Source organism: Pseudonocardia sp. DxW (assembly GCF_058448985.1).
In genome coordinates this window covers 118,221-134,145 of sequence record NZ_JBZFLK010000014.1, presented here as the reverse complement: position 1 = coordinate 134,145, position 15,925 = coordinate 118,221, and the positions used below count along the sequence as shown (strand labels likewise).

Below are 15,925 nucleotides of genomic sequence, written 5' to 3'. Positions count from 1 at the left end.
GGGCCGGCTCAGTCCCCGTCCACCAGCCGCCACACCCGGTCCCGGGAGAACGGCTGGTGGTAGGGCCGGACCCCGACGGCGCGCCGGATCGCGTTGCCGATCGCCGGCGCCACCGGGTTGTACGGGGCCTCGCTCATCGACTTCGCGCCGAACGGGCCGAGCGCGTCCGAGGTCGCCGCGAAGTGCACCTCCACCGGCGGCACGTCGGCCATCTGCGGCACCCGGTAGGTGCGGAACGCGGCGTTGAGCACCTCCCCGGACTCCCCGACGTGGACCTCCTCCAGCAGCGCGCTGCCGGTGCCCATCGCGACACCGCCCTCGATCTGGCCGCGCAGCTGCTCCGGGTTCAGCACGGTGCCCGCGTCGGCGGCGTGCACCGCGCGCAGCACCCGCACCTCGCCGGTGCCGACGTCCACCGCGACCCGCACGCCGTGCACGTTCGCGGTGATCGCCCGCTCCTCCCCCGGTTCGCTGCCCTCGCAGGTCAGCCCGTCCGGCAGGCCGGCGAGCAGCTCGGCGAAGGTGCGGTCGCCGTCCGGGGTGCGGACGCCGTCGGCGTGCAGCCCGGCGCCCGGCCCGGCCAGCGCGAGCAGCCGGTCGCGCAGCGCGAGCGCCGCCCGGTACAGCGCCTTGCCGGCCACCGTCGTCCCGGCCGAGGCGAACGCGCCGGTGTCGTAGCCGCAGGCGTCGGTGTCGCCGTGGTGCAGCACGATCCGGTCCGGGACGGTGCGCAGCACGGTCGCGACGATCTGCCGGTGCGTGGTGGTGGTGCCGTTGCCGAACTCGACGGTCCCGACGCCGAGCCGGTAGCGGCCGTCGGGCAGCGCGGTGACGGTGGCGGTGGCGGCGTGCCCGAACGGCGCCATTGTCGTCATCATGCTCAGCGCCATGCCCTCGCCGACCCGCCAGCGCGGCCCCGGTGGCGGGGGCGGGCCGGGATCGCGGGCCAGCGCGTCGCGCACCAGGTCCAGGCACTGGTCCATGCCGTAGCTGGTCCAGTGCAGGTCGTGCTCGGGCTCCGGGTGGTGTGCGACGTGCAGCGGGTCGCCGGGCCGGACCATGTTGATCCGGCGCAGCTCGTAGGGATCGACGCCGAGTGCGAGCGCGAGCTCGTCCATGGCGGACTCGACGCCGAGCACGACCTGCCCGAGCCCGTACCCGCGGAACGCGCCGCTGGGCACGTTGTGGGTGTAGACGACCTCGGCGTCGAGGTGCTTGACCGGGCAGTTGTAGACGCTGACCGACTCGGCGACGGCGTGGAACAGCACCCCGCGGGAGTGGTTGCCGTAGGCGCCGGTGTCGGACAGCACGTCGAGCTTCATCGCGGTGAGCCGGCCGTCGGCGCCGGCGCCGAGGGTGACGCCGACCCGCATCGGGTGCCGCAGCGCGGTCCGGGTGAACTCGTCGGCCCGGGTGAACTCGTGCACGACGGTCCGCCCGGTGCGCAGCACCGCGAGCCCGACCAGGTCCTCGGCGAACATCTCCTGCTTGCCGCCGAAGCCGCCGCCGAGCCGTGCGGTGCGCACCCGCACCCGGCCGGGATCGAGGCCGAGCACCCGGGCGAGCTCGTCGCGGGTGAGGAACGGGACCTGGGTGCCGGAGCGGATGTCCAGCCGGCCGTCGTCGTCCAGCCGGCCGATCGCGCCGTGGCACTCCAGCTGGGCGTGCGCGACGCGGGAGGTGCGCCAGGTGCCGGAGACGGTGACGTGCGAGGCGGCCAGCGCCGCGTCGACGTCGCCGCCGTGCCCGCCGTGCAGGGCCAGCACCACGTTGCGGGACGCGTCGTCGACCCGGTCGGCCGGGGTGCGGTCCGGGTGCAACAGCGGCGCGCCGGGGGCCCGGGCGGCCTCCGGGTCGAGGACGGCGGGCAGCACCTGGTAGTCGACCTCGATCAGCCGGCAGGCCGCCTCGGCCTGCGCCGGGGTCCCGGCGACGACGGCGGCGACCCGCTGGCCGACGTGCCGCACGACGTCGTCGAGCATCCGGGTGTCGTCCGGGTCGTCGGTGCGGTGCTCGTGCCGGGCGGTGGAGTAGCGGACGTCCGGCACGTCCCGGTGGGTGAGGACGAGTGCCACCCCGGGTGCCGCGAGCGCGGCGGCGGTGTCGATCGACCGGATCCGGGCGTGCGCGTGCGGGGAGGTGAGCACCCGCAGGTGCAGCGCCCCGGTCAGGTCGGTGTCGAAGGTGAACGGCTCGGCCCCGGTGACGATCCGCCCGGCGGCCGGTGCGGGCGCCGGCTCGCCGACCCAGCCGGTGCCGGCCGCGGCAGGCCCGGCGCAGGCCGGCCCGGTCCCGGCGGCCGCCCGGACGCCGGCCTCGATCGACTCGCGCACCGAGCGGTAGCCGGTGCACCGGCACAGGTTGCCCTTCATCCGGCGGGGCAGGTCGTCGAGATCGTCCGGGGTCAGCGCGGCGGCGGTGACGATCTGCCCGGCCGTGCAGAACCCGCACTGGAACCCGGCGTGCTCGACGAACGCGCGCTGCACCGGGTGCAGCACGTCGCCGTCGGCGAGCCCGGCGACGGTGGTGATCCGGGCGCCGTCCAGCCGCTGCGCGGGGATCAGGCAGGAGTGCACCGGGCGGTCGTCGAGCAGCACCGTGCAGGCACCGCAGTCGCCTGCGTCGCAGCCCTTCCGGACCTCCAGGTGGCCGTGCTCGCGCAGGAAGGTGCGGGTGCACTGGCCGGGCCACGGCTCGCCCTCCAGCTCACGGTCGTTGATCCGGACCTTCATGCGGCGAGCTCGTCGTGGATCTCGGTGAGCAGCAGCGCGCTCACCTGCCGCCGCCAGTCGGCGCTGCCCAGCGGATCGGTGTAGTAGCCGGGCGCGGCGAGCACGTCGGCGCGCAGCCGGTCGGGCCCGGGCGGTCCGGGGTAGCGCAGCACGGTGGGCGCCGCGGTCGCCGCGGTCACCGTGAACACCGCGGCGCCGCCGTCGGCCTCGGTGTCGATCCGCCCGGTGAGCACCGCCCCGGAGCGGCCGAGATCGGCCAGCGCGATCTTCCGGAACGCGGTGCGGGCGCGCAGCGCGGGCCCGGGCAGCTCCAGCGCGCGCAGCACCTCGCCGGGGCGCAGCGCGTTCGTCCCGTTCCCGGTGACCAGCCGGGCCACCGGGATGCGGTACCGGCCGCCGTCCGGGGTCCACACCAGCGCCGTCCCGTCCAGCGCCGCGCACAGCGCGACCATCCCGGCGGCGGCGAAGGAGCGGCACACGTTCCCGCCGACGGTCGCGGTGTGCCAGATCTTCCAGGACGCGAGCAGCGCGTGCGCGCACTGCGCGAACAGCGGCCGCCCGGTCCGCTCGCCGAACTCCGCGAGATCGGCGATCGGGCAGGTCGCGGCGATCTCCAGGCCGCCGCCGGGGGTGCCGGTGATCGGCTCCCAGCCCATCGTCGTGAGATCGACCAGGCCGGTGATGTCCGGCTGCGGCTCGGAGAACAGCCAGGTGCCGCCGCCGAGCAGCCGCTCCCCCGGTGCCAGTGCCAGGTCGGCGCGCCGGCGCGCCCGGCGGAAGGTGCCGACGGTCTCGAGGTCCACCGGTCTCACCCTGCCTTCGCGACGAGATCGCGGTGCACCTCGGCGCAGCGGGCGGCGACCTCCTCGGTGTCGACGGTGCACATCCGCCCGTCCTCGACGACCGGGCGCCCGTCGACCAGCAGCAGCCGCAGCGGCGGCGGCGCGCCCAGGACGAGCGCGGCGACCGGATCGGCGACGTCGCCGTGGCCGAGCCCGTCGATCCGCCACAGCGCCAGATCGGCGAGCTTGCCCGGCTCGATCGACCCGATCTCGGCGTCCCGGCCGAGCACCCGGGCGCCGCCGAGGGTGCCCAGCCGGAGCGCCTCGCGGACGCCGAGCGCGCGTGGCCCGCCGACCGCGCGGGCGAACAGCACGGCGTGCTTGACCTCCTCGACCAGGCTGGTGCCCTCGTTGGAGGCGGCGCCGTCCACGCCGAGCCCGACCACGGCGCCGGCGTCGACGAGATCGCGCACCCGGGCGATCCCGGCGCCGAGCCGGCCGTTGGAGGTGGGGCAGTGCGCGATCCCGGTGCCGGTCGAGCCGATCGTCGCGACGGCGTCGTCGTCGAGGTGCACGGTGTGCGCGAACCAGACGTCCGGCCCGGTCCAGCCGAGGTCCGCGGCGTAGCGGGTCGGCGTGCAGCCGAACCGCTCGCGGCAGAAGTCCTCCTCGTCGGCGGTCTCGGCGAGGTGGGTGTGCAGTCGCACCCCGAGCTCCCGGGCCAGCCCGGCGGAGTCCCGCATGAGCTCGCCGGTGACCGAGAACGGCGAGCACGGGGCGAGCGCGATCCGGACCATCGCGTCCGGCGCCGGATCGTGCCAGTCCGCGACGGCCTTCGCGGACGCGGTGAGCACCGCGTCGTGGTCCTCGACGACCTCGTCCGGTGGCAGCCCGCCCGCGCTGCGGCCCAGGTTCATCGAGCCGCGGGTCGGGTGGAACCGCAGGCCCACCCGGGCCGCGGCCCGGATCTCGGCGCCGAGCAGGTCTCCACCCGCCCGCGGGAACACGTAGTGGTGGTCGGTGGAGGTGGTGGCACCGGACAGCGCGAGGGTGGCGAGCGCGCCGGTCGCGCCGGTGTGCACGGCGTCCTCGTCGATGCCGGCCCACACCGGGTAGAGCGTGGTGAGCCACTCGAACAGGGTCGCGTCGACGGCGAGCCCGCGGGTGACCCACTGGTACAGGTGATGGTGGGTGTTGACCAGGCCCGGGGTGAGCAGGCAGCCGGCGGCGTCGATCCGGCGGTGCGGGCCGTCCTCGCGGGGCGCCGGGCCGGGCCCGACCGACGTGATCCGGTTCCCCTCGACGACGACGTGCCCGCCCGGGTGCTCCTGCCCGCTGACGGTGACGACATGGGCGCCGTCGATCACGATCCGATCCATGCCGCCCAGCGAACCCCGCCGAGATCACGGTGGGAAGGCGACGCCGTGACGAATTCCGTGCGGCGCGGGCTCACCGGCCGTGCCCCCGCCCGGTCCGCCTGCCGCGTCCGGCAGACCGGCCGGGTCGTCCGGCACGCCGCGCCGGTACCGCCCCGGGCCGCGGCGCCCGCACCGGCGGCGCGACCGGGACCGGCTCGGGCACCGACGGCGGCCGCCGGTCCAGCATCCGGCCCAGCACGACCTGCTGGACGAGGGTCGCCACGCCACCGGTCGTCCAGTACAGCAGCAGCGCGACCGGCACCGGGAACAGCAGCCCACCGGCCAGCACCGCGGCCGGGGCGACCCAGGGCAGCACGGCCGTCACCCGCGCCACACCGGCGGGCTGCCCGGTGACCTCGGCCCGAGCGAACCGCATGCCCAGGTGGGTGGCCAGCGCCGCGAGCACCGCCAGCGGCACGACGACGGCGGCCACCGCACCCGGGGTGACCACCGTCCCGCCGAACGACGCGAGCTGCTCGGCCGGCATGGCCGTCCAGGCCGACAGCGGCGCGCCGAACAGCCGCGCCTGCAGGAACGACGCGACCTGGTCGGGATCGAACGCGTAGTTGGCGATCATCGCGTTCTGCTCGAAGCTCAGGCCGGGCCGGTTGAACGAGCGCAGCACGTGCAGCAGCGCCACGAACACCGGGATCTGCAGCAGCGCGGTGCCCAGCCCGGCGACCGGGGACGAGCCGTGCCTGCGGTGCAGCTCGGTGGTCGCCTCGGCCAGTGCGCGCGGGTCGCTGCGGTGCCGCTCGCGCAGCGCGCTCAGCTGCGGGGCGAGGGCGCGGGTGATCCGGGCCGCCCGCATCCGGGTCCAGGCCGGGCGCAGCAGCAGCACCCGGACGGTGAGCACCAGGAACACCACCGACAGCGCCCAGGCGACGCCGGAGGTGGGTCCGAGAAGGGCGGCGAACAGGTCGTGCCACAGCCGCATGACCAGGGACACGGGGTAGTACAGGACGTCGAGCATCGACGGGCTCCAGGGGTCGTCCGGACCGGGGCGGGCGGACGCCGGAGCAGGCGCGGCGGTGGAGCGGGGCCTCAGCCGCCGGCGGGCTCCGGCCGGAGCGCACCGGGGGCCCTGGAGCGGGGGCGGCCGTCGGCGTCCGGATCGCGCTGGCGGAGCACGCCGGCCCGGTGCGCGACCCGGCCGGCCTCGCGGGCCGGGGTCGTGGCGGCGCTGAGCACGGCCCGGACCGTGCCGGGATGGCCGCGCCCGGCCCAGGCCAGCACGACCAGCGCGACGACGGCGCCGAACAGCCCGGCGTCGCCGTCCGGCGGGAACAGCACCGGGGCCAGGACCGCGGCGAGCAGGAGCAGCGACGCGAGCAGGGCTGCGCCGCGGTACGGCCGCCGTGCTCCACCGGTCACCGTCGTCACGGTACCCGCGGGCACCGGTATCCGGTGGTCGGCACGTCACCCACCGGCGGCGTCATCGTTCGCAACCCGGTGGAAACCGGGCGGAAACCCGGCTCCGGAGAGAATGCGGGCCATGCACCTCAGCCCTCAGGAGCGGGACAAGCTGCTCGTCCACGTGGCGGCCGACGTCGCGCGCCGCCGTCGTGACCGGGGGCTACGGCTCAACCACCCGGAGGCGGTCGCCCTGATCACCGAGCACGTCCTGGAGGGTGCCCGCGACGGGCGGCCCGTGCACGAGCTGATGTCCAGCGGGCGCGAGGTGCTGGCCCGCGCCGACGTGCTCGACGGCGTCCCCGAGATGCTGGACTCGGTGCAGGTCGAGGCGACCTTCCCGGACGGCACCAAGCTGGTCACCGTGCACGGGCCGATCGCATGAGCGGCGGGACGGGCGCCGGCGGGCCCGGCGAGATCCTGCTCGGCGACGGACCGGTCGAGCTCAACCCCGGCCGGGAGCGGACCACGCTGGTCGTCGTCAACGCCGCCGACCGGCCGGTCCAGGTCGGCTCGCACTACCACTTCGCCGCCGCCAACCCGGGCCTGGAGTTCGACCGGGGCGCCGCCTGGGGGCTGCGGCTGGACATCCCGGCCGGGACGTCGGTCCGGTTCGAGCCCGGCGTGGAACGGGAGGTGACGCTGGTGCCGCTGCAGGGCGCCCGCCGCGTCCCCGGCCTGCGGCCGGAACGGTCCGGCGCGCTCGACGAGCGGCGGTACGACCGGTGACCGGCATCGACCGCGCCCGCTACGCCGACCTCTACGGCCCCACCACCGGCGACCGCATCCGGCTCGCCGACACCAACCTGCTGATCGAGGTCACCGAGGACCGCAGCCGCGGCCCGGCGTCCGGCGACGAGGTGATGTTCGGCGGCGGGAAGGTCATCCGCGAGTCCATGGGGCAGGCCGCGGTGACCGCGGCGCAGTGCCCCGACCTGGTGATCACCGGCGCGGTGATCCTGGACCACTGGGGCGTGGTGAAGGCCGACGTCGGGGTGTCCGACGGCCGGATCGTCGGGATCGGCAAGGCCGGCAACCCGGACACGATGGACGGCGTCGATCCGGCGCTGGTGATCGGCCCGGGCACCGAGATCCTCTCCGGCAACGGCAAGATCCTCACCGCCGGCGGGATCGACGCGCACGTGCACTTCATCTGCCCGCAGCTGGTCGAGACCGCGCTCGCGTCCGGGGTGACCACCCTGATGGGCGGCGGCACCGGCCCGGTCGACGGGTCGAAGGCCACCACCGTCACCCCGGGCCCGTGGAACATCGGCCGGATGCTCGCCGCGATGGACCACCAGCCGGTGAACGTGCTGCTCATGGGCAAGGGCAACACCACCTCCGCCGAGGCGCTGCACGAGCAGCTGCGGGCCGGGGCCGGCGGGTTCAAGCTGCACGAGGACTGGGGCACCACCCCGGCCGCGATCGACGCCTGCCTGCGGGTATGCGAGGAGACCGGCGTGCAGGCCGCGATCCACACCGACACGCTCAACGAGGCGGGCTTCCTGCAGTCCACCCTGGACGCGATCGCCCGCCGCTCGATCAACGCCTTCCACACCGAGGGGGCCGGCGGCGGGCACGCGCCGGACATCATCGAGGTCGTCTCCACCGGCCATGTGCTGCCGTCGTCGACGAACCCGACCCGGCCGCACACCGTCAACACCCTCGACGAGCACCTCGACATGCTCATGGTCTGCCACCACCTGAACCCCTCGGTGCCCGAGGACCTGGCGTTCGCCGAGTCCCGGATCCGGCCGACCACGATCGCCGCCGAGGACGTCCTGCACGACCTCGGCGCCATCTCGATGATGTCGAGCGACTCGCAGGCGATGGGCCGGATCGGCGAGGTGATCATCCGGACCTGGCAGACCGCGCACGTGATGAAGGCCGCCCGCGGGCCGCTGCCCGGCGACTCCGAGCGCGCCGACAACGCCCGCGCGCAGCGCTACGTCGCCAAGTACACGATCAACCCGGCGCTGGCGCACGGCGCCGCCGAGCACGTCGGCTCGGTGGAGGTCGGCAAGCTCGCCGACCTGGTGCTGTGGGAGCCGAAGTTCTTCGGGGTGCGCCCGGCCGTGGTGCTCAAGGGCGGGTTCGCCGCGTGGGCCCAGATGGGCGACGCGAACGCCTCCATCCCGACGCCCGGCCCGGTCTACGGTCGGCCGATGTTCGGCTACGCGCACACCCCGGCCGCGCTCGGCTCGCTGACCTTCCTGGCGCCGTCCGCGCTCGCCGAGGGGACACCGGAGCGGCTCGGGCTGGCCACGCCGTGCGTGCCGGTCGCCGACACCCGGTCGGTGCGCAAGTCGTCGATGCTGCTCAACGACGCGACGCCGGCGGTGCGGGTCGATCCCGACTCGTTCCAGGTGACGATCGACGGCGCCGTCGTCGAGCCGGCGCCGGTCGACGAGCTGCCGATGGCGCAGCGGTACTTCCTGTTCTGATGACCGGGCTCGCCTCGCTGGTCCTCGCCGACGCCCGCTTCCCCGGCGGCGGGCACGTGCACTCCGGCGGCCTGGAGGAGGCCGTCTCCCGCGATCTGGTGTCCGACGTGGACACCCTCGCCGGGTTCCTGCGCGGCCGGTTGCGCACCGCGGGCCGGGTCGCCGCCTGCTTCGCCGCCGCCGCGGCCGACCGGGCCGCCCGGGCCGTCCCGGTCCCGGCGGCGGAGTCCGGCGACCGGTCGTTCGTGGCGACCGCCGACTGGGTCGTGCTGGACCGCGAGCTCGACGCGCGCACCCCGTCCGCCGCCCAGCGCGAGGCGTCCCGGACCCAGGGCAGGGCGGCGCTGCGGGCGGTCCGGACCGCCTGGCCGTCGCCGGTGCTCGGCGCGCTGCTCGCCGCCGATCCGCGGCCGCACCATCCAGTGCTCGTCGGGGCGGTGATCGGCCGGTCCGGCGAGGACCCCGCGGCGGCCGCCCGCTGCACCGGCTACCTGGCCGTCTCCGGGCCCGCCTCGGCGGCGGTGCGGCTGCTCGGCCTGGACCCGTTCGCCGTCAACGCCGCGCTGGTCGCGCTCGGCGCCGAGCTCGACGCGATCGTGCGCGAGGCGGCCGCGCTCGCGCCCGGTCCGGTCGCCGACCTCCCGGCGCCCGGCGCGCCGGTGCTCGACCTGATGGCCGAGTCCCACGTCCGACACCACCGCGAGAGGGTGCGTCTCTTTGCCTCCTGAGGACAGCAGCACACAGACCGGTCACGGCCACGGCCACCTGATCAGCTTTGACCCGACCGAGACCGACCACGACCACCACCTCCCCGCGCCGACCCCCGGCCGGGCGGTCCGGATCGGCATCGGCGGGCCGGTCGGATCCGGCAAGACGGCGCTGGTCGCGGCGCTGGCCCGCAGCCTCGCCGGGCGGGTGCGGCTGGCCGTCGTCACCAACGACATCTACACCACCGAGGACGCCGACTTCCTGCGCCGGGCCGGGGTGCTCGCCCCGGACCGGATCGAGGCCGTGCAGACCGGCTGCTGCCCGCACACCGCGATCCGCGACGACATCACCGCCAACCTGGACGCGATCGACCTGCTGGAGGACCGGTTCGGCGATCTGGACCTGGTGCTCGTCGAGTCCGGTGGGGACAACCTGACCGCGGTGTTCTCCCGCGGCCTGGTCGACCGGCAGATCTTCGTCGTCGACGTGGCGGGCGGCGACAAGGTGCCCCGCAAGGGCGGGCCGGGGGTCACCACCGCCGACCTGCTGGTGATCAACAAGACCGATCTGGCGCCGCTGGTCGGCGCCGATCTCGACGTGATGCGCGGCGACGCGGCCCGGATCCGCGGCGAGCTCCCGGTGATCGCCCAGTCGCTGGTCGAGGACCCGGGCGCCGGCGACGTCGGGGCCTGGGTGCTGGAGCAGGTCGCCGCCGTCCGCGCGGTGGTGTGAGTGCGGGCCCGGGCGGCGCTGGCCGTGCAGCGGCGGGACGGCCGCAGCGTGGTGACGACGCTGCGGGCCCAGGCCCCGCTCGCACTGGTCCCGCGGCGCGGTGCGGCCGGCGCCGCCGGGCCCGGCGCGCAGGTGCACCTGGTCGGTTCGGCGGCCGGTCCGCTGGCCGGTGACCGGGTCGAGATCGACGTGACCGTCGGCCCCGGCGCCGAGCTGCTGCTGACCGGGATCGCCGCGGCGGTCGCGCTGCCGGGGACCGGCTCGCCGAGCCGGACGGTGCTGCGCTGCCGGATCGCCGACGGCGCCTCGCTGAGCTACCTGCCGGAGCCGACCGTGGTGACCGGGCGCGCCGACCACCACACGGTGTTCGAGGCCGAGCTGGCCCCGACCGCGTCGCTGCGGGCCCGGGACGTGCTCGTCGCCGGGCGGACCGGGGAGCGGCCGGGCCGCTACCGCGGCACCGTCCGGATCGGCTGCGACGGCCGCCCGCTGCTGGTGCAGACCCAGGAGATCGGCGATCCGCTGCTCGACGGCTCCGCCGCGCACCTGGCCGGGCACCGGGTGCTCGGCACCGAGGTGGTGATCGGCACCGGCCCGGCACCGGAGCCGCTGGCCGGTGACGGCTGGAGCCTGTCCCCGCTGCCGGTGCGCGGCGTGCTCGCGACGGCCGTCGCGCACGACGCGGTGACCGCGCAGCGGCGGCTCGCCGAGGCACTCGCCGGCCTGGCCGGTCGGGCTCAGGCTGCTCAGGAGGGCGGATGCTCCCACATGGTGGTCCGGAACAGGTCCCAGAACCCGAGCCGGGTGTAGACCGGATGCCCGTCGTCGCTGGAGATCAGCAGGGTCGGCAGGTCGGGTGCGACGGCGCAGGCCGCGGCCGTCACCGCCGTGCCGTAGCCGCGGCGCCGGTGCCGCTGCGGCACCGCGACCCAGTCGATCTCGACGATGCCGTGCCGCACCGAGGCTCCCGCCGTCGCCACCGGCTCACCGCCGGCGTACCCGACGACCAGGTGCAGCAGGTCCCCGGTGAGCCGGGGATCGGCGATCGCCGATCCGCCGGTGGCGTCCAGGCCGTAGCCCTCGACCAGCACCCGGTCGAAGTCGGCCGGATCGGCGTCGGGCACGGTCCGGACCTCGATGCCCGGACGCACCGGCAGCGGCCCCGGCGGGCGCAGCATCAGCGGCGGGTGCCCGACCGGCACCAGGCCCCGGCCGCGCAGGTCGGGCAGCGCGAACACCGACAGCAGCACCCACCACCGGTCGGCCGGGAACAGCCCGGCCGCCGCGTCCAGCACCCGGTCCAGCCCGGCGGCGTCCGGCGGCCCGGTCAGCACGACGGCGTTGTCGTAGCCGTACGGCGAGCCCAGGTCGGCGAGCACGGCGCCGTCGACGCGCAGCGAACGCCCGCCCGTCCGGTCGGCCATCGCGATGATCCGGTCGGCGTAGGAGTGCACGAACCGCCGGGCCAGGGTGTCCCCGACCGGCAGCTCCGGCTCCCATCCGGTGGTGAGCTGCTCGTCCATGCCGGTGGATGGTCCTCCGGCCGCGGCGCTCGCGGCAGGGCCGGTCGGGCGGCCTCGACACGCCGACCGCCCGCTCCGGAGCCTCCGGCACCCTGATCCCACGACCCCCCCGCCCCCACGACCGCCCGCCCTGCCCCGGAAGAAGGACGCATGCCCGATCCGCTCACCCTCGACCGGCTCAACACCGCCGCACCGGACGAGCTGCACCCGGTGCTGCGCGCCTGCAACACCTCGCCGGCCTGGGCCGACCGGCTGCTCGCCGGGCGCCCGTACCCCGACGTCGGGCAGGCCGTCGAGGCGGCCGGGCGCGCCGTGCTGGACCTGGGCGAGGCCGACACCGCGGCGGCGCTCGCCGGGCATCCCCGGATCGGCGAGCGCCCCGGCGGGGCGCACGCCGACGGGGCCGCGTTCTCCCGGCGCGAGCAGTCCGGGGTGGACGGCTCCGGCGACGACGTCCGGGAGCGGCTCGTGGCCGGCAACGCCGCCTACGAGCGCCGGTTCGGGCACGTGTTCCTGATCCGCGCCGCCGGGCGGGACGCCGCGGAGATCCTCGCCGAGCTGCAGCGGCGGCTCGGCAACGACCCGGACACCGAGCGGGCCGAGGCGGCCGGGCAGCTCGCCGAGATCACCGCGCTGCGGATGCGGGAGGTGCTCACCCGATGAGCAGCTTCTCCACGCACGTCCTGGACACCGCCCGCGGCGCGCCCGCCGCGGGCGTCCCGGTCGGGCTGCAGGTGCGGTCCGGGACCGGCTGGTCCCCGCTCGCGTCCGGCCGGACCGACGACGACGGCCGCTGGCGGGCCCCGGACGACGCCGCGCTCGTCGCGGGCACCGACCACCGGGTCGTGTTCGACCTCGCCGGGTACGGCGGGTTCTTCCCGGAGGCCGCGATCGTCTTCCGCCCGGCGACGACCGACCGGCACCACCACGTCCCGCTGCTGCTGTCGCCGTACTCCTACTCCACCTACCTCGGGAGCTGACACGATGCCGGTACTCGGCCACACCCAGTACGGCAAGGCGGAGGTCCGGGTGGTCCGGGTCTTCCGGGACACCGATCCGCACCGGATCGCCGATCACAACGTGTCGGTGGCGCTGTCCGGCGACTTCGCCGACACCCACCTGACCGGCGACAACAGCGGGGTGCTCACCACCGACGCGATCCGGAACACGGTGAACGCCTTCGCCAGGGAGGCCGGGGACGCCGTCGGTGCCCCGGAGGCGTTCGGCCGGGAGCTGGCCCGGCACTTCACCGCGGTCCCCCAGGTGTCCCGGGCCCGGGTGCGGATCGAGACCTATCCGTGGCGTCGGCTGGAGCACGACGGGCAGCCGCACCCGCACGCCTTCACCCGCGACGGCGGGCACACCCGCACGACCACGGTGACCGCGACCGACGACGGCGGCGGCTGGACCGTCTCCGGGGTTGCCGGGCTGGTCGTGCTCAAGACCACCGGCTCGGAGTTCCACGGATTCCACGTCGACCGCTACACCACCCTCGCCCCGACCACCGACCGGATGCTGGCCACCGAGGTGAGCGCGCAGTGGTGGCACGTCGACGACCCGGCGGACTGGAACGACTCGCACCGGACCGTGCTGGGCGCCCTGACCTCGGCGTTCGCCGGGCACCACAGCCTGTCCCTGCAGCAGACGCTGCACCACGTGGGGGTGGCGGTGCTGACCGCCGGGCCGGGGATCGGCGAGATCCGGCTCTCGCTGCCGAACAAGCACCATCTGCTGGTCGACCTGTCCCCGTTCGGCCTGGACAACCCGGGCGAGGTCTTCCACGCCGACGACCGCCCCTACGGCCTGATCGAGGGCGCCGTCCGGCGCGACGACCTGCCCGATCCCGGCCCCGCCTTCGCCGGCTGGTGATCGCGGTCCGGTGCAGGAACGGTGCCTCCGACGGCACCGGACCTCCACCCGACGGTGATCAGGTCTCCAGCGCCACCCGGTCGGCGGCGGCGTGGAGCAGCGGCACCGCGGACTCCAGCAGCGTGTCGGTCATCCGGGTGGTCGGCCCGGAGATGGAGATGGCGGCGGGCAGCGGCCCGTCCAGCGCGACGGCCACGCAGCGCACCCCGAGCTCCTGCTCGCCCTCGTCCAGCGCGTAGCCGGCGGCCCGGACCCGGTCCAGCTCGGCGGCGAAGGTGTCCCGGTCGGTGATGGTGTTGTCGGTGTGCGCCATCAGCTCGGTGTGCCGCATGATCTCCCGGACCCGGTCCGGCGCCATCCGGGCGAGCATCGCCTTGCCGACGGCCGTGCAGTGCGGCGAGACCCGCCTGCCCACCTCGGTGAACATCCGCATCGAGTGCCGGCCGGGCTCCTGGGCGACGTAGACGACCTGGTTGCCCTCCAGCAGCGCCAGGTTGGCGCTCTCGCCGAGCGCGTCGACCAGCTCGGCCAGCCGCGGCCGCGCCCACACCCCGACCAGCCGGCCCGCGGTGTCGCCGAGGCGCACCAGCCGGGGGCCGAGCGCGTACTCGCGGGAGGACTGCTGGCGCACGTAGCCGCGCCCGGCCAGGGTGCGGACCAGCCGGTGGATCGTGGGCAGCGGCAGCCCGGAGGACGCGGCCAGGTGGGACAGGCTGACCGTCCCCCCGGCGTCGGCCATCGCCTCCAGCAGATCGACCGCGCGCTCCACCGACTGCACGGTGCCGGAACGGACCGGGGCGGCGGTCCCGCCGCCGGCGTCGTCGTCCCCGGTATCGCTGTTCCGCATGACGGAAACCCTAGCCGCTCCGCGATCCGCGGCGCAGCAACCGGCCGCGCGGGGTGCCCGTCGGGTCGACGTCGTGCCCGGCCAGCACGGTGCGGCGGACGACACCGGCCAGCGGACGCCCCGCGTAGGCGCTGACCGGGTTGCGGTGGTGCAGCCGGTGCGGATCGACGACGAACGCGGCGTCCGGGGCGAAGACGACCAGATCGGCGTCGTACCCGGGGGCGATCCGGCCCTTGCCGGTCAGGCCGACCAGCTCGGCGGGCGCCGCGGCCATCCACCGCACGACCCGGTCCAGCCCGATCCCGCGCCGGCGGGCCTCGGTCCACACCAGAGGGAGCCCGAGCTGCAGCGACGACACCCCGCCCCAGGCGAGCCCGAAGTCGCCGGTGTCGAGATGCTTCAGGTCGATCGTGGACGGTGAGTGGTCGGAGACGATGCAGTCGATCGTGCCGTCCAGCAGGCCCGCCCACAGCAGCTCCCGGTTCGCCGCCTCCCGGATCGGCGGGCAGCACTTGTGGGTGGTCGCGCCGTCCTGGATCTCCTCGGCGAACAGCGTCAGGTAGTGCGGGCAGGTCTCGGCGGTGATCCGGACGCCGTCCCGGCGCGCGCCGGCGAGCATCGGCAGCGCGTCCGACGACGACACGTGCAGCACGTGCGCCCGCGCGCCGGTCCACCGGGCACGCTCGATCACCTGGGCGATCGCCAGGTTCTCCGCGCCGCGGGGGCGGGACGCGAGGAACGCGGCGTACCGCGGGCCGTGCGCGGCGGGCGCCTCGTCGACCGCCCGCGCGTCCTCGGCGTGCACGATCAGCAGCCCGTCGAAGCCGGCCAGCTCGGCCAGGTAGCGCTCCATCCCGTCGACGTCCAGCGGCGGGAACTCGTCCACCCCGGAGTGCAGCAGGAAGCACTTCACGCCGAAGACGCCCTCGTCGTGCAGCCCGCGCAGGTCACCGAGGTTGCCGGGGACGGCGCCGCCCCAGAACCCGACGTCGACGAACGCCTGCGGGCCGGCCACCCCGCGCTTGACCTCCAGCGCCGCGACGTCGACGGTCGGCGGCACCGAGTTGAGCGGCATGTCGACCAGCGTGGTGACACCGCCCGCGGCGGCCGCGCGGGTGGCCGAGGCGAACCCCTCCCACTCGGTGCGGCCGGGTTCGTTGACGTGCACGTGCGTGTCGACCAGCCCGGGCAGCAGCACCTCGTCGTCGGCGAGCTCGATCACCCGGGTCCCGGCGAGCGCGGCACCGGCCGGCTCGACGGCGGCGATCCGGCCGTCCGCGACGCCGACCTCCCCCGGGCGCTCCCCCGCGGTCGTCATGATCCGCCGGCCGCGGACCACCAGGTCGTAGCTCGTCATCGGTCCTCCCGCACGTCCACCGGCGCCACCCCCGGCGGGGCCGCACCGCGTCGTGCTCGCCGGACCCCGCAGGCTAGTGCAGCCTTGACAGCCCCCGGGC

Annotated in this window: 17 protein-coding genes; 9 read left to right on the top strand and 8 right to left on the bottom strand. The window is 75.8% G+C overall.

Annotated features, from left to right (window positions below; genetic code table 11):
- Window positions 1-8: 8 nt before the first annotated feature.
- The 5 genes from ACVJO7_RS21955 to ACVJO7_RS21935 all read right to left on the bottom strand — a co-directional run bounded on the left by ACVJO7_RS21955 (window position 9) and on the right by ACVJO7_RS21935 (window position 6,306).
- Window positions 9-2,732: a molybdopterin-dependent oxidoreductase gene (locus ACVJO7_RS21955; RefSeq protein WP_491674433.1), complete on the bottom strand. Its 2,724-nt coding sequence runs from the start codon at window positions 2,730-2,732 to the stop codon at window positions 9-11.
- Window positions 2,729-3,535, bottom strand: coding sequence for an FAD binding domain-containing protein (locus ACVJO7_RS21950; RefSeq protein WP_491674432.1), 807 nt, complete (start codon window positions 3,533-3,535; stop codon window positions 2,729-2,731). The genes ACVJO7_RS21955 and ACVJO7_RS21950 overlap by 4 nt, the downstream gene beginning before the upstream one ends.
- Window positions 3,536-3,540: 5 nt before the next feature.
- Window positions 3,541-4,893, bottom strand: coding sequence for an 8-oxoguanine deaminase (locus ACVJO7_RS21945; RefSeq protein WP_491674431.1), 1,353 nt, complete (start codon window positions 4,891-4,893; stop codon window positions 3,541-3,543).
- A gap of 70 nt (window positions 4,894-4,963) precedes the next feature.
- The gene (yidC, locus tag ACVJO7_RS21940) at window positions 4,964-5,905 is read right to left on the bottom strand and encodes a membrane protein insertase YidC (protein WP_491674430.1); all 942 of its coding nucleotides are present in this window, start codon (window positions 5,903-5,905) and stop codon (window positions 4,964-4,966) included.
- A gap of 71 nt (window positions 5,906-5,976) precedes the next feature.
- Window positions 5,977-6,306, bottom strand: coding sequence for a DUF6412 domain-containing protein (locus tag ACVJO7_RS21935; protein WP_344017688.1), 330 nt, complete (start codon window positions 6,304-6,306; stop codon window positions 5,977-5,979).
- Between the two features lie 121 nt (window positions 6,307-6,427).
- Between ACVJO7_RS21935 and ACVJO7_RS21930 the strand changes: the two genes are divergently transcribed.
- The 6 genes from ACVJO7_RS21930 to ACVJO7_RS21905 are packed head-to-tail and all read left to right on the top strand — an operon-like array spanning window position 6,428 to window position 11,039.
- On the top strand, window positions 6,428-6,730 hold the full coding sequence (locus tag ACVJO7_RS21930; protein WP_344017690.1) for an urease subunit gamma: 303 nt from the start codon (window positions 6,428-6,430) through the stop codon (window positions 6,728-6,730).
- Entirely contained in the window at window positions 6,727-7,074 is a 348-nt protein-coding gene (locus ACVJO7_RS21925; RefSeq protein WP_491674429.1) for an urease subunit beta, read from the top strand. Before ACVJO7_RS21930 ends, ACVJO7_RS21925 begins: the two co-directional genes overlap by 4 nt.
- On the top strand, window positions 7,071-8,789 hold the full coding sequence (locus ACVJO7_RS21920; protein WP_491674428.1) for an urease subunit alpha: 1,719 nt from the start codon (window positions 7,071-7,073) through the stop codon (window positions 8,787-8,789). Before ACVJO7_RS21925 ends, ACVJO7_RS21920 begins: the two co-directional genes overlap by 4 nt.
- Entirely contained in the window at window positions 8,789-9,517 is a 729-nt protein-coding gene (locus tag ACVJO7_RS21915) for an urease accessory protein UreF (RefSeq protein WP_491674427.1), read from the top strand. Before ACVJO7_RS21920 ends, ACVJO7_RS21915 begins: the two co-directional genes overlap by 1 nt.
- Window positions 9,507-10,229 (top strand): urease accessory protein UreG, encoded by a 723-nt coding sequence (gene ureG / locus ACVJO7_RS21910; protein WP_491674426.1) that lies wholly within the window; start codon window positions 9,507-9,509, stop codon window positions 10,227-10,229. Before ACVJO7_RS21915 ends, ureG begins: the two co-directional genes overlap by 11 nt.
- Entirely contained in the window at window positions 10,230-11,039 is an 810-nt protein-coding gene (locus tag ACVJO7_RS21905) for an urease accessory protein UreD (RefSeq protein WP_491674425.1), read from the top strand.
- On the opposite strand, the gene ACVJO7_RS21900 is transcribed toward ACVJO7_RS21905, so the two are convergent.
- A complete protein-coding gene (locus ACVJO7_RS21900) occupies window positions 10,976-11,752 on the bottom strand; it encodes a GNAT family N-acetyltransferase (protein ID WP_344017698.1) in 777 nt (258 codons plus the stop codon). The genes ACVJO7_RS21905 and ACVJO7_RS21900 overlap by 64 nt on opposite strands.
- Window positions 11,753-11,902: 150 nt before the next feature.
- Between ACVJO7_RS21900 and uraD the strand changes: the two genes are divergently transcribed.
- The 3 genes from uraD to pucL are packed head-to-tail and all read left to right on the top strand — an operon-like array spanning window position 11,903 to window position 13,621.
- Window positions 11,903-12,415, top strand: a complete 513-nt coding sequence (uraD, locus tag ACVJO7_RS21895; RefSeq protein ID WP_491674424.1) for a 2-oxo-4-hydroxy-4-carboxy-5-ureidoimidazoline decarboxylase — start codon at window positions 11,903-11,905, stop codon at window positions 12,413-12,415.
- Window positions 12,412-12,732 (top strand): hydroxyisourate hydrolase, encoded by a 321-nt coding sequence (gene uraH, locus ACVJO7_RS21890; protein WP_344017700.1) that lies wholly within the window; start codon window positions 12,412-12,414, stop codon window positions 12,730-12,732. Before uraD ends, uraH begins: the two co-directional genes overlap by 4 nt.
- Before the next feature lie 4 nt (window positions 12,733-12,736).
- Window positions 12,737-13,621, top strand: a complete 885-nt coding sequence (gene pucL / locus ACVJO7_RS21885; protein ID WP_491674423.1) for a factor-independent urate hydroxylase — start codon at window positions 12,737-12,739, stop codon at window positions 13,619-13,621.
- A 58-nt stretch (window positions 13,622-13,679) separates the two neighbouring features.
- Here pucL and ACVJO7_RS21880 read toward each other — a convergent pair whose 3' ends face one another.
- Window positions 13,680-14,468, bottom strand: coding sequence for an IclR family transcriptional regulator (locus ACVJO7_RS21880; RefSeq protein WP_491674422.1), 789 nt, complete (start codon window positions 14,466-14,468; stop codon window positions 13,680-13,682).
- A 10-nt stretch (window positions 14,469-14,478) separates the two neighbouring features.
- Window positions 14,479-15,825: an allantoinase AllB gene (gene allB, locus ACVJO7_RS21875; protein ID WP_491674421.1), complete on the bottom strand. Its 1,347-nt coding sequence runs from the start codon at window positions 15,823-15,825 to the stop codon at window positions 14,479-14,481.
- Window positions 15,826-15,925: the final 100 nt, after the last annotated feature.

Coding starts and splice junctions, on each gene's coding strand:
- ACVJO7_RS21955 (WP_491674433.1), bottom strand. CDS start 2,732: ATGAAGGTCCGGATCAACGACCGTGAGCTGGAGGGCGAGCCGTGGCCC.
- ACVJO7_RS21945 (WP_491674431.1), bottom strand. CDS start 4,893: ATGGATCGGATCGTGATCGACGGCGCCCATGTCGTCACCGTCAGCGGG.
- yidC (WP_491674430.1), bottom strand. CDS start 5,905: ATGCTCGACGTCCTGTACTACCCCGTGTCCCTGGTCATGCGGCTGTGG.
- ACVJO7_RS21930 (WP_344017690.1), top strand. CDS start 6,428: ATGCACCTCAGCCCTCAGGAGCGGGACAAGCTGCTCGTCCACGTGGCG.
- ACVJO7_RS21925 (WP_491674429.1), top strand. CDS start 6,727: ATGAGCGGCGGGACGGGCGCCGGCGGGCCCGGCGAGATCCTGCTCGGC.
- ACVJO7_RS21915 (WP_491674427.1), top strand. CDS start 8,789: ATGACCGGGCTCGCCTCGCTGGTCCTCGCCGACGCCCGCTTCCCCGGC.
- ACVJO7_RS21900 (WP_344017698.1), bottom strand. CDS start 11,752: ATGGACGAGCAGCTCACCACCGGATGGGAGCCGGAGCTGCCGGTCGGG.
- uraD (WP_491674424.1), top strand. CDS start 11,903: ATGCCCGATCCGCTCACCCTCGACCGGCTCAACACCGCCGCACCGGAC.
- uraH (WP_344017700.1), top strand. CDS start 12,412: ATGAGCAGCTTCTCCACGCACGTCCTGGACACCGCCCGCGGCGCGCCC.
- pucL (WP_491674423.1), top strand. CDS start 12,737: ATGCCGGTACTCGGCCACACCCAGTACGGCAAGGCGGAGGTCCGGGTG.
- ACVJO7_RS21880 (WP_491674422.1), bottom strand. CDS start 14,468: ATGCGGAACAGCGATACCGGGGACGACGACGCCGGCGGCGGGACCGCC.
- allB (WP_491674421.1), bottom strand. CDS start 15,825: ATGACGAGCTACGACCTGGTGGTCCGCGGCCGGCGGATCATGACGACC.